The sequence below is a fragment of the Arthrobacter sp. Sr33 genome, from assembly GCF_054511195.1.
Window position 1 is genome coordinate 40,171 of the sequence record NZ_JBTNDD010000002.1, and the last position, 11,715, is coordinate 51,885.

General features: G+C 58.2%; 16 protein-coding genes and 2 pseudogenes. 4 read left to right on the top strand and 14 right to left on the bottom strand.

Annotated elements, in window-relative coordinates:
- The first annotated feature begins 5 nt into the window (after positions 1-5).
- On the top strand, positions 6-413 hold the full coding sequence (locus tag ACX80T_RS03065) for a DUF302 domain-containing protein (protein ID WP_019481457.1): 408 nt from the start codon (positions 6-8) through the stop codon (positions 411-413).
- Here the strand turns inward: ACX80T_RS03065 and ACX80T_RS03070 are convergent.
- The 7 genes and pseudogenes from ACX80T_RS03070 to ACX80T_RS03100 form a co-directional block, all read right to left on the bottom strand.
- Positions 326-886 (bottom strand): cytochrome c oxidase assembly protein, encoded by a 561-nt coding sequence (locus ACX80T_RS03070; protein WP_459303877.1) that lies wholly within the window; start codon positions 884-886, stop codon positions 326-328. The genes ACX80T_RS03065 and ACX80T_RS03070 overlap by 88 nt on opposite strands.
- Positions 841-1,023 carry a hypothetical protein gene (locus ACX80T_RS03075; RefSeq protein WP_459303888.1) on the bottom strand — a complete coding sequence of 61 codons (183 nt, stop codon included), beginning with the start codon at positions 1,021-1,023 and terminating at the stop codon, positions 841-843. The genes ACX80T_RS03070 and ACX80T_RS03075 overlap by 46 nt, the downstream gene beginning before the upstream one ends.
- 11 nt (positions 1,024-1,034) lie before the next feature.
- Positions 1,035-1,526 carry a DUF2243 domain-containing protein gene (locus ACX80T_RS03080; RefSeq protein ID WP_459303878.1) on the bottom strand — a complete coding sequence of 164 codons (492 nt, stop codon included), beginning with the start codon at positions 1,524-1,526 and terminating at the stop codon, positions 1,035-1,037.
- Between the two features lie 101 nt (positions 1,527-1,627).
- Entirely contained in the window at positions 1,628-2,746 is a 1,119-nt protein-coding gene (locus ACX80T_RS03085) for an alcohol dehydrogenase family protein (protein ID WP_459303657.1), read from the bottom strand.
- Positions 2,747-2,824: 78 nt separating this feature from the next.
- On the bottom strand, positions 2,825-3,211 hold the full coding sequence (locus ACX80T_RS03090) for a DUF7793 family protein (protein WP_459303658.1): 387 nt from the start codon (positions 3,209-3,211) through the stop codon (positions 2,825-2,827).
- A gap of 160 nt (positions 3,212-3,371) precedes the next feature.
- Positions 3,372-4,454 (bottom strand): annotated as a pseudogene (locus ACX80T_RS03095) (fatty acid desaturase family protein).
- 97 nt (positions 4,455-4,551) lie between these two features.
- The gene (locus tag ACX80T_RS03100) at positions 4,552-5,019 is read right to left on the bottom strand and encodes a DUF4383 domain-containing protein (RefSeq protein ID WP_459303659.1); all 468 of its coding nucleotides are present in this window, start codon (positions 5,017-5,019) and stop codon (positions 4,552-4,554) included.
- A gap of 611 nt (positions 5,020-5,630) precedes the next feature.
- Between ACX80T_RS03100 and ACX80T_RS03105 the strand changes: the two genes are divergently transcribed.
- Entirely contained in the window at positions 5,631-6,296 is a 666-nt protein-coding gene (locus tag ACX80T_RS03105; protein ID WP_459303660.1) for a hypothetical protein, read from the top strand.
- Here ACX80T_RS03105 and ACX80T_RS03110 read toward each other — a convergent pair.
- The 4 genes and pseudogenes from ACX80T_RS03110 to ACX80T_RS03125 form a co-directional block, all read right to left on the bottom strand.
- Positions 6,286-6,999, bottom strand: a complete 714-nt coding sequence (locus ACX80T_RS03110; RefSeq protein ID WP_459303879.1) for a GAF and ANTAR domain-containing protein — start codon at positions 6,997-6,999, stop codon at positions 6,286-6,288. The two genes, ACX80T_RS03105 and ACX80T_RS03110, sit on opposite strands and share 11 nt — an antisense overlap.
- 9 nt (positions 7,000-7,008) lie before the next feature.
- Positions 7,009-7,710, bottom strand: a complete 702-nt coding sequence (locus tag ACX80T_RS03115; RefSeq protein ID WP_459303661.1) for a GAF domain-containing protein — start codon at positions 7,708-7,710, stop codon at positions 7,009-7,011.
- A gap of 225 nt (positions 7,711-7,935) precedes the next feature.
- A complete protein-coding gene (locus ACX80T_RS03120; protein ID WP_459303662.1) occupies positions 7,936-8,274 on the bottom strand; it encodes a TetR/AcrR family transcriptional regulator C-terminal domain-containing protein in 339 nt (112 codons plus the stop codon).
- A gap of 220 nt (positions 8,275-8,494) precedes the next feature.
- Positions 8,495-8,650, bottom strand: a pseudogene (locus ACX80T_RS03125) (TetR/AcrR family transcriptional regulator); the annotation flags it as partial.
- Positions 8,651-8,816: 166 nt separating this feature from the next.
- On the opposite strand from ACX80T_RS03125, the gene ACX80T_RS03130 reads away from it, so the two are divergent.
- Entirely contained in the window at positions 8,817-9,614 is a 798-nt protein-coding gene (locus ACX80T_RS03130) for an alpha/beta fold hydrolase (RefSeq protein ID WP_459303664.1), read from the top strand.
- A 164-nt stretch (positions 9,615-9,778) separates the two neighbouring features.
- Here ACX80T_RS03130 and ACX80T_RS03135 read toward each other — a convergent pair whose 3' ends face one another.
- Positions 9,779-10,093 carry a hypothetical protein gene (locus ACX80T_RS03135; RefSeq protein ID WP_459303665.1) on the bottom strand — a complete coding sequence of 105 codons (315 nt, stop codon included), beginning with the start codon at positions 10,091-10,093 and terminating at the stop codon, positions 9,779-9,781.
- Between the two features lie 348 nt (positions 10,094-10,441).
- On the opposite strand from ACX80T_RS03135, the gene ACX80T_RS03140 reads away from it, so the two are divergent.
- Positions 10,442-11,047 (top strand): GAF and ANTAR domain-containing protein, encoded by a 606-nt coding sequence (locus ACX80T_RS03140; protein WP_459303880.1) that lies wholly within the window; start codon positions 10,442-10,444, stop codon positions 11,045-11,047.
- Positions 11,048-11,086: 39 nt separating this feature from the next.
- Here the strand turns inward: ACX80T_RS03140 and ACX80T_RS03145 are convergent, their stop codons facing one another.
- Both ACX80T_RS03145 and ACX80T_RS03150 read right to left on the bottom strand, forming a co-directional pair.
- Complete coding sequence (locus ACX80T_RS03145) at positions 11,087-11,437, bottom strand: hypothetical protein (RefSeq protein ID WP_459303881.1); 351 nt, start codon at positions 11,435-11,437, stop codon at positions 11,087-11,089.
- Positions 11,438-11,498: 61 nt separating this feature from the next.
- Positions 11,499-11,633 (bottom strand): universal stress protein, encoded by a 135-nt coding sequence (locus ACX80T_RS03150; protein WP_459303666.1) that lies wholly within the window; start codon positions 11,631-11,633, stop codon positions 11,499-11,501.
- Positions 11,634-11,715 lie beyond the last annotated feature (82 nt).

Genomic DNA, 11,715 nt, shown 5'->3' on the forward strand with positions numbered 1-11,715 from the left:
GCACCATGACGTACACACTCAGCACCACCATTGCGCTTCCCTGGGCTGAAGCCCTGGAACTTACCCGGGAAGCACTATCAGCTCAGGGTTTCGGAATACTCACCGAGATTAATGTTCGTTCCACCTTTGAAGCCAAGCTCGGCACCGAAGCCGCGGACGCCGTGGGAGATTACACCATCCTCGGTGCCTGCAATCCGGCCCTGGCCAGCCGGGCCATTGCGGCCGAGCCTGAAATCGGCGCGCTCCTGCCTTGCAACGTCGTGGTCCGTCGAAGCAAAGCCGCAGACATCACCACAATCGAGGCCATCGACCCGGAGACCATGGTTCAGCTCAGTGATGCGCCAGCGGTCAAAGAGGTCGCCGACGACGCCAGCAGCCGCCTGCGTAAGGCCCTGGCCGCCCTCAGTAGTTGACCCGGTCTAGCTACCCGTGGTTGGGTGGCTCGGAACCAGCCAGCCAGAAGGAGAACAATAAGGGTGATATCGATGATGTCACCGCCGTAGTACATCAGCTGCGCGCCTGTCCGGCCATCGGAGATCTCGACACCGGCCGGAGGATTGACGTAGAGCCATTTAGCCAGGATGGAGTGAGTGGCGATGAATACGATGAGGACTACGGAGCGCATCTGGATCGAGGCCCGGTGTGGGTTGGGATCGGGACCTATCAGGGCCGCAACAAAAAGGTAGCCTGCCAGAAAGATATGCATATGTACCGCTCCATGAAGCAGCACCGAAGTGTGCATTAGTGAGTACAGGTCGGTGGTGTAGAGAACCCATAGTCCTCCCGCATTGTGCCCACCTGCGACCGTCGGGTGGGTGATGAACCGGAGAGGCGGAGACCTCAGAAAGCGGGTGAGGACCCGCGCCCGTCGCCCCGCACCGCCCAGAGGGCAAGGGCGTAACCCGCCGCGGCCGCAACCAGGAGCAGCACAACCAGGGCATCGAAAGCTATCCATCCGAGAGCATAAACGTCGTGGTTTGAACTGCTGGGAGAGTTATGTTCGTGTTGATGCTGCAGATCCACTGGCTGAACCTTCAGTCCGATGTCTGTGGGGGACGAGTCCGCCACAGAATGAACACCCCGACCAGTAACAGCACGACGGCAGACCCTATCCAGATTACGTCGTAGGGCAGCAAATCCACGTCATAACGAATCTGATGAATGCGCAGAACCTTGTGGTCAATAACGCCGTCAAAAAGTTGGAAAGACCCAACTCCGGTAATAAGCGCCCCAGTCCATCGCTTCCAATTCACCTCGGCGCGGCGACGAATGTCAGCCAAAACGAACAGGCCACAAATAGTGATAAACCAACCGAACGCGTGAAAGAAACCGTCAGCTGTCAGCGCGACCTCGGTGGTGGACAGGTCATAGAAGTGGTGCCACTGCAAACCCAAATGGAAGATAAACAAGTCAATAATCGATGCCGCGACCCCGCACCCGAATAGGAAACCGGAGAGAACGACGCGCCGTTCAAGCCCCGAGTCAGGCCCACGGGAGCATTTATCCACACCTCTGCTTCTGCGCATTCTGCCGGTAGGCATCGAAGCTTCCCTTCACCTTGGGGCGGTAATTGCACATTTCATCATAATAGCTACGGCACGTCGGCGATTGGCAGAATACGCCTCAATTACAGGGGAGCGGGTGGAATAAGAACGAAATTACCCACGTGTACCTTATCGAGGAATTCACGTTGAGCGGCCGCGATCTGGTCAAGTGGGAAGACCTTGGCTAGGAGAGGCCGGATCTCTCCACGCTCGATGTAGGAGATGAGGCTAGGGAATACCGCGTCGTCCCATGCTGTGCACCCGATCAGGGTGAGATCCTTCAGATAAAAGGTCCGCATATCTAGTTCGACAAGAGGTCCGCCGGTGGCGCCTGAGGATACGTACGTCCCTCCCCTCTGGAGGAGACTGAGCATCGCGGGAAAACCGGTGCCGGCCACGTTGTCGATCACGACGTCGACGCTTTCCGCTCCCAGCACGCTCAGCGCCTCGTCCCGCCCGAGGACTGTATCCGCTCCCAGGGCCCGGACCCGATCCTGTTTGGCCTCACTGGCGATGCCAATGGTATGAGCGCCACGTCGCTTGGCGAGTTGCATGACGGCCGAGCCAACGCCACCGGAGGCACCCGTGACCACTACCCGCGACCCCGAAGTGACACCTGCACGGCGGACCATGTTCTCCGCTGTTCCGTAAGCGCAAGGAATGGTGGCTAATTCGGCGTCGCTCCAGTCGCAGTCCACAGTGAAAACCTCGTGTTCGGGGACAGCAACGAACTGAGCGAACGCTCCGTCCCGGTCCGACCCTAACCAACTGGTTTCCATCGAGGAAAAACCCTGCGTGCGCATACATGCGCGGATCAGTACCCGAGCCCCAACCGAGGACTCGTCGCCACCGCGACCGACGGCGACAATACGTCCGCAGCAGTCTGCACCCTGAATTAAGGGGAACGGGGTGGCCGTGTTCCAACCCCCGTCCGGCCGCGTCGACGTCTGCCCGGAAACGTTCTCTGCTGCGTCATTGGTGCCTGTCGCCACCGATGACGAGTACCAACCGAGTCTGGTGTTGATTTCGGTATTGTTGACGCCGGCTGCCAACACCTGAACTAATACCTCACCTTCGGTTGGCGCCGGGATTGGAACCCGACTCACCTCGAGCCGGTCGTAGCCACCAACCCCGGTAGTGACAATCGCCAGCATGGTCTTCCCCTCGAGGACTGGCCTGGTTGGGGGATGAATCGTGGGCATCCACCCATTTTGCTCTATCTATCGAGCAGTCGCCAACGACTCCGCCAACGACTCCCCCAGTGGCCTGTCGTGCGTCCATCAACCCGACAGACTCCCGTGCGGATCAAGTAGCCAGCGTTCAGCAGAGATGACATCCTCGAAGTATTGGGTTGGATAGGGCGGTTCGTGCACTTCTTTGAAGTAGGTGGTGATGGCGCGGTCGACGTCTGTCGGTCCGACAATCGCTAGTGCAGAAACGTTGAGCCCCGACGCGAAGACGTACAGTGCCGGCCTACTGAGGGAGATCATTCTGTTGAGGTGGACGAGCATTGGTAGACACAGAGCTGGCGATACTTTCGCAAGGCTTCTGACGAGCTCCATGGCGTCTTTTTTCGAGACAGTTACCCCTTGGTCCCACCGGACTTCGATATAGCCTCCGCTATGGGGAAGGAGCGAGAATCTTTGGTTTGCTTCACTGTCATCCATCGGATAGTTCCTGTCTCTTTACTCCGTTGTCGTCGAGTTCCTTATTCCAGGCGTTTTCAACTAGTCGAGCGGCGGTGAGAAGGCGCCGGCTGGTTGGCCATTGATCCAGGTCCAACATGGCTATAGGTCCTTGTCATGGTGCCTCAAAAAGTCGTTCGGGCTATTGGTGCCGGTATTTGTTGACCATGGGGCAGTCGAAGGGGTCGCGTGCGGCGAGTCCTACCCGGTTGAGGTAGGACACGACGGCGCCGTAGGAGGCTGCGACGCCGACCTCGGTGTAGGGGACTTTGAGGCGTTCGCAGTGCTCGCGGACGATCAGGGCTGCTTTGCGCAGGTGTGGGCGTGGCATGTCCGGGAACAGGTGGTGCTCGATCTGGAAGTTCAGGCCGCCGAAGGCGTTGTTGACGAAGTTGCCGCCCCGAATGTTGCGTGAGGTGAGCACCTGTTTTTGGAAGAAGTCCAGTTTGCTGTTCTTGGGGATGATCGGCATGCCCTTGTGGTTGGGGGCGAAGGAGGCTCCCATGTAGATGCCGAACACGGCCATTTGAACGCCGATGAAGGCAAATGCCATGCCGAGGGGCAGGAACCAGAACAGGATGCCGAGGTAGGCGCCGAACCGGATCGCGAGGAGGGTCAGTTCGATCCAGCGGCCCTGCACCGGTCCGGGGCGGAACAGGGTGCTGATCGATTTGGCGTGCAGGTTCAAACCTTCGAAGGTGAGTAGGGGGAAGAAGAGGTAGCCCTGGCGGCGGGTGATCCAGGCGTGGAGGCCTTTGGCTTTGGCTGCGTCTTCCTCGGTGAAGGAGATGGTATCGATCTCAATGTCCGGGTCTTTGCCCACCACGTTGGGGTCGTTGTGGTGGCGGGTGTGTTAATTCATCCACCATTGGTAGCTGATGCCGACGACGCCGGCGGCCAGGATCCGTCCGGACCAGTCGTTGGCCGCGCGGGTCTTGAAGATCTGTCGGTGGGAGGCCTCGTGGGCCAGGAACGCGATCTGCGTGAAGACGATGCCGAGCACGGCGGCGATGAGCAGCTGGAACCAGGTGTCACCCAGCAGGGCGAAACCGGTCCAGGCGGCACCCATGGTCAGGGCGAGGGCGGCGAAGACGGAAACGTAAAAGCGGCGGCGGCGGGTCAGCAGACCTTCTTTGCGTACCTGCTTCAGCAGCGTCGCATAGGAGGCAACGACGTCGTTCGGCTTAGCAACGCGCACGCTACGGGTAGGGGCCTCAGTGCTCATCATTGGGTTCCTTATATGTTGAGACCCCCACGGTCGGACTGGAACCGACGGGGTCCTGCCCGCGAGCAGGTCCCCGTCGGAGGGTGTTGCTTTTTCTTTAGGTGCGGTTGCCTGTGTTGTGGTCCCGCTTCCGGCGAAGGATCAGCGCTAGTGCAATCATCGCGGCGCCCAGGAACAGGTGTAGCCAGTTGTCCGCATCATTCAGTGGGACGAAGTTAGCGGTGGAATCCTGATCAATGACCAGCCCGTAAATCCAGAGAACCAGGTAGATAACTCCTCCGACGAGGAGGTAGTTCTTGGCGTTCGAGTAGGTACGGGCAAGGACCAGGCCAGCGACGCCGAAAAGGAGGTGAACGATGTTGTGTAGGATCGACACCTGAAAAATGTCTAGTAACAACGCCTCAGATTCGGGTCCTGCCATGTCCATCTGATCGTGTTGGCTGGTGACCCCCGGAATGAAACCGAGAATGCCGACGAGTAGAAAAACGGCGCCCATGCCCATTGCGGCTTTCTGCATGGTGGTCTTCTCGCGGGTGCTGTCGAGATGGTTATTGTGAGCGGTCATGATTTTCCCGCTAGAGAGATGCGTGCTTCCTAGCTTCGCTACCGGAGGTCTGCGAGACATCCTTCGCCGCCCCGGGCCCGGCTTCTTATGGATGGATCTAATGGCCGCGCAACGAGCTGAGACTGAAGTCTAGGTAGGTGTGGCAGAAACGGCGCTGGGATGCGGAAACATATTCCGTAGCGGGGTCTGGGCCATCGACACCTGGAATATAGATGGAACCTTGTGTTGGTTTATCTCAAGTGCTGGCGTGGTTCCCGAAGTCCACGATCGCTGAACGTATCTAAGAATCACCCATGCATAATGTAAGCATGCTTATGATGTGAACACAAGAGGCTAGCGGACGGCTCGTACTTGGTTCCTGAGGCGTCTCGACTCGCGAATTCGGGACACCTTTACCCGGCGTTACTGACTGCCTCACTCCGTTCACTGTGTTGCACAAGACAAGCTCGAAGACCTGGGCCAGCCGGGTTGATTATCAGTAGTGCTGGTCGGTCTGGATAGCAGAAACCGGTGGACGGAAATCTTTGAGCGCGTTATTGTTGGGGTGTTGCCCCGGACCCCGGCACGCCCGCATGGACTATGCGAATGACTACTAGTTTGGGGTTAAGATCATGGCAACTTTTGAAGGGCTCTCCGCGGGGCAAAAGGTCAAGCACCTGGCGCCGGAATTGCGGCTAAGCGCACTCATCCAAGTCAATACCGACATGAACTTTGCGACCGTGGTCGTTCGCGGATCCTTGACGCAGACAAACTGTGATGCCTTGATCCGAATGGTTGTCACCACCAGCTATCTGGCACCGGATCTCAGCATGAGTATCGATCTCAGCGGAGCTCGATCCGTGGATCCGGAAGCCGTGAAAAGGCTTGGCAATTATCCTGCTTGGTCGGTCATTGAACCTCTCTCACAGGCCGCCAAGGAGGTTCGGCCGGACTCGAGAGCCAACCACCTGTCTGCGGGCTCAAACTGGCAAGCCACGTACCCGGTTTCGCCTGGATCCAGTGCCACTTCCGAATCAATTCCCGACCCATTGGCGGGATTGGGCGCCAGCAGTGGGACCGCGTCCCCGAGTCGGCTTGCACCCGAGGACCAGTTCCCCGAGGACCTGGCCGATCTGGACCTTCTTCAGGTAGAAGTCCTCAACAGTAGGACGGGTCGTCAACTGGATATGGAGTATATCCGCGATACTCAGCCGGACCCCGAAACAAGTACTCGCCTGGAAGAGCTGACTGAAGAACTTGACCGCAGGGACAACCAATCCAGCCACCCTAAAGCGTGAGGGAACCGCTCACAATCTTGCGTGCCGTGTCTTGCAATCCAATGCTCTGTGAGCGCGAGTATCGGCGGAGTAGGTTGAAGGCCTCATCCAGGTCCACGCTCTTGGTTTGAGAGATAACCCCTTTTGCCTGTTCAACAAGAACCCGGCTGGTTAGTGCACGTTGTAGTTGTTCGTTGATCAGTGTGCCTTCTCGGATGGTGCGCTCATGGAGTAAGCCAACGGTCGCTACGTCTGCCAACGCTTGCCCAATGGCTGAGTCCTCAGCGGTCAGCGCACCAATATCTCGACCGAACATTCCCATCGCACCAATGGTCCGGTCACGCACCCGTAGTGGAACCGCGTGTATTGAGTGAAACCCCTGGCTCAGCGCCGCGGCCTGGAACTCCGGCCAGCGCGGGCCCATGGAATCGATGCTGTCGATGGTTACCACGGCGCCTGTTTTGAAACATTCAACGCAGGGACCTGCACCGGCCTGAAGTTGAAGTATCTCCACGAGCTGACTTTCCTCATTGGTAGAGGCGACCACCTGCAGTTCTCCGTGTGGATCGGCTAACAACAGGCCAACGGCAGCGGCATCGAGGAGGCTGACTGTCTCCTCAACGAGCGTCTGCAAAAGATCAAGAACGTGGTAGTCGGCGACGAGTGTCTCTGCCAGTTTCACAAACGCGGCGCTGACCTGTTCCGAACGCGATGTAGTCACGATGCGCCCAATCTACTCCAGCACATGCTGATCGTTCCTTTCGTCGGGCGGGGAGAAATCCAGTTCACGGGCAACCACAGTCCGGGCGATTTCCGCTAGCGTGCTGCCGTTGGCGAACGCATGAGCGCGTAGAAGCAGCAGTGCATCGGCTGCCGACAGGGCTGCCTGGGCGAGAACCATACCGGTGGCTTGATGGATTTCCCGCCGAGATATCAGGGAACTTCCTGGAACGGATCCGTTATGGTCAACAGCGTTGTCATTCAGTAACTGGCGCAAGACCGTCCACGACGTGTTTTCTGCGAGCGATGACGCAGTCATTAGATCGGAACGACTGAGGGTCCAAGGTGACGTTCTATACAGTTCCACCACACCAACATTGATTGCCCCGATGGTCAGCGGAAAAACATACATCGCCGCAACGCCCGTCTCGGCGACAGCCTTCCCAAAGACCGGCCATAAATGCTGATCCCCGAACCGTAGATCAGGTAGAAGCACCGGAAGGCGGGTACGAAGAGCCTCCCACCGAGGACCTTCTCCAAGATCGAATTGCAGTTCGTCTAATCTGGCCGCTACCGCATCGCTGGCATGAAGTAAGGTCTCGTGCATAGATCCACCGAACACGGAGATTGACGCACCCGTGATGGGCAATAACTCAAGATAGGGAGCACATAGATGGGCACTATCCGAGCCCAGCGCCGGATATAGCTCAGGCATGACTCCTCCGGCACAGCGCACCGTGGCATGGTGGGTCGCCCATAAATAAAAGCCCTATCTCCTCCAGCTTGCTCTCAGATTTCCGTCCTGACTTAACCATAGACCCGATGCTCCCGAAGATACCCGGCCTGATTTCCTGTGCTCTCACCAATGAAATTCTTGGTCGTGATCAAGGCCCTGACCTGTTTGCTTGTTCACCCGCGGCCTAGCCTCAAGCGAATCAGGTTATTGCGTTCTACTGAGGCTGATTTCAAGTCCTTGGAGGAGGATGTCCATTCCTTGATCGAGTTCGGCTTTGCCGTCATAGTCCGTCAGTAAGGGGGCTAGAGTGCGCAGGTGCGGAAAGTCTTTCTTGGCAAGCCGTTGCAGTCCAAGCCTTAACATTTCCTCGTCCTCGTCCTCGTCGGCGTCGACGACAGACTCCTCGAGCTCGTTGATGATGTGGCCGAAGAGAAAGCCGTAGTAGGCGCGGTACACGAGCAAAGCCCCACGCGAGTCGAAGCCAGCCCTCATGAGTAAGGCCAGAAGCTGTTCGATGGGGCGAAGCGCCCCGGGAGGGCGCAAGCCCAGAGGGGTGGACAGCGGTCGGGTGACCAAGAGAGGGCGCAACGTTCGGATGTCGCAGGACCAGGTTCCGGAAGACGTGGGCAGTGGTGCGAAGTTGATCCTGCCAATTGTCAACGGGGGGAATGACCAGCTGGTCCCAGATGATTTCGGTCAGGCCATCAAGCAGCGCTTCACGGTTTTTCGCATACCGATACAGAGCCATCGGGTCTTTGCCTAGCTTTTGGCCGAGCTTCCTCATCGAGAGCGCGTCCAGGCCCTCGTCGTCGACCAATTCCAGGGCTCCGGCCAGCATCGTCGCCCTGGTCAGGCGACTCTTGACCGAGGTCATCGAGCAACCAAGTTCCGGCGGTGCGCGTGAGGTGGCGTCCGCCATTCTCACCTTCCTCCCCCAGACCGGGCCGGCTTCGTTCCCATCCGGGCACCCGTCCGTACCCGACCCACTGCGCCAGCGAACGATTCCCTCGCGCGATCACACCATGCACAGCGGGGGAAATGACGGATCAGCCAGCTCAGACGTCACTGCGTTCCACAGTATTAAAGTGGGAGACAAACAGTGCCGCGCATACCTTGTGATGGGTACAGAGTCCGACACGCATGACGCCGCCAGCAACAGTGGAGCGTCCCGGCGGGTATTCGTCTTCATTCACGGTATCGGCATGTCCCACCGCTATTTCAGGCGGCTTGCCGCAACTCTGGCCGTCCACGGCGATAGCTATCTCATTGATCTTCCCGGCTACGGCTGGACTCATCGACCAGCGGACAAGCTCACAAACCCAGACAGCGCGACGCTGATCGGCTCTCTTCTGGATGAAATCGGTGGAGGACCATACGTGGTGGTCGGCCACTCCATGGGAGCACAAAGCGCAACTGAGTTGGCCATTGAACGCCCAGATCTGGTGAGTACCCTGATTCTGATTGGGGCAGCGATCGACGTGAAACAGCGGACGGTGCTCCGGCAGGCGCCACGGCTGATGTTTAATTCGATGCTGGAAAAGCCATTGCTGAACAGTTCACAGTTCTTGGACGTCCTTCGGTGCGGGCCCCGTTGGTACGTTACAGAGCTCGCGGTAGCCATGGCCTACAAGCTTGAAGAACGCCTGCCCTTGGCGGAACAACCGGTATTGATCATGCGCGGCACCCGGGATCCAATAGCAGGCTCCCGCTGGTCCCGATCTTTGACGGACTCTGCCCAGAACGGCGAGCTCATCGAGATCAGCGGTAGCCCACATGCCGTGCACCACAGCAACCCCGCAGCTGTCGCGGCCCGAATGATTGACTTCCTTGGGCGGACCGAACCATACGTTCAACGCTGGCTGGTGAACCCCCACCGACGCTGATCAAGTCCCGCACATGAGCACTTCCGGTGTTCTGTGTAACGTCACGTCCGGGCAGACCCCCCATGTTCCGCCCGAACGTGGCGGGACTCGTCAAGAAGTTGGCTGGTGGAGGTCCCCTGGGCATTGTGGTACCCAAAGAAAGGTTTGTTTTGGGTGGCTTCCGCTTAGAAAGCATCGAGGCTGTGCTTCAGCGCGGGACAGGTAGGGAGATGAGCGGGCATCGTGATCCGGAGTTGGGGATCTGCCGCGACGGTCCCCGTGAGCGAGTAGGCCTCAAGCGAATGCAATGCTTCGGCGTCGATGTGCCGTGCGTGCGAGAGGTCAATCTGTACCGCGAGACTTCCTGATAAGCCTTGAGCGCGGATGATTAGGGGGAGAAGCGCCTTGCAGCCTTGAGGCGTCAGACAACCGGTAATCTGAACGGTCGCGCTGGCATGATCGATATCCAGCTTGATAATGACTCGCAATTTATGTTCCACGCATGGCTCCACAAGTTGATCTTCTTGCGGCCAGCTACTGGACCTAAGGGACAGCGTAGACGCAAATACGCCAGGGCGGTAGCCCCGAGCGCTGCAAAGTGCGCAGAAGTAGCCACGCGTCTCCCCACGAGTTCATGTCCAATCGTGGTTCTGACGGGGCTTTGGACGATCTGTGGACTGGATTCACATAACGCGGGATACTGGGATATGGCGGAAAGCAGTACCGCACCGAACAGACTCGTTGGAGCTATCCCAGGCAGTGTCGCTTTCGAAGACATGGCCGAGCAGATGAGTGAGTTCGCTCGTGTGCTGCAAGCCGAAGACGATGTAGAATCCCTCCTCGGGCATATGGTCAAGGCAGCCATCGATCTGGTACCGGGGACCGATGATGCCTCGATCAGTCTGATAACGGGACGACGGGGTGTAGAGTCCCGCGCACCGTCGAGCGATCTCCCCCGACAGGTTGATGCTCTGCAGACCCGGGTCGGTCAGGGTCCTTGCCTTGATGCGGTATTCGAACACCGCACCGTCAGCGTTCCGGATATGGCTCATGAAGACCGCTGGCCTCGTTTTGCTGAGGGGGCGATGAACCTCGGTGCTGCGAGTATGCTCGCTTTCCAGCTTTACGTGGAAGGGGACAACCTTGGGGCGATGAACCTCTATAGCCGGCACACCAACGCATTCAATGCCGAATCGGAGGAAATTGGACTCTTGATTGCCGCTCACGCGTCGGTGGCTTTTGCGGAGAGCAAAAAAATGGATCAGATGCATGATGCGCTTGCCAGCCGGGACACGATCGGTCAGGCTAAGGGGATTTTGATGGAGCGGTACGGAATCACTGGGAATCAAGCATTCATTCTGCTTGTGCGTTCGAGCTCGAATACCAATACCAAACTTGCCACAATCGCTGAATACCTCACGGGTACTGGAGAACTTCCACGCCGCAGTCGATGAGCTCGATGATCGGCGGGCTCGAAGGGAAGATTGAGGAATTCACCTAAGCCGAGAACAGGCTTCATCAGCGGACGATAATCGTTGCCCCCTGGGCATAATGCAAGACCGCGTGCACGGTGGACCCGAGGCGAACGGTGAGGGTGTTGCGTCCTTTGGCGCCGACAACAACGCAGGAGGCCTTTGTGCATGTAGAACGATATTCCTCGGCACAGTGGGTCCGTCCAACGAGTCTTCGACGATGGTGACATCGACGTCATCGCCCAGCAGATCGAGGGCCTGCTGGACGATTGGATCGTTCTTTGATACCGAAACCGGTGGTCGTGTGATGGCGTATCGGCTGTAGGGACGAATATGCAGTAGACGTAGGGAGGTGTGGCGCGCTTTCGCCATATCCACGGCGAACAGCAGGGCTTTGTCGCTTTGGGGCGAGCCGTCAATGAGACATCCCCATTTAGCAGTGCACGACGACGAGGGGCAGCCTGGTCGCAGCGGCGTGGTGCACAGCCCACAAAACTGCACGTTCTGATGTGTCAGATCCGTCGTAGCCGACGAGAATCGGGTATTCCGGCGCCTCGTGGATACTCACGCTGACCCCCCATTGAGAGTTAGGCCAGGACACCCTGGCCGAGGAGTCATAGCCCTTTTCGTATGGGGTGGGATCAAAGCCG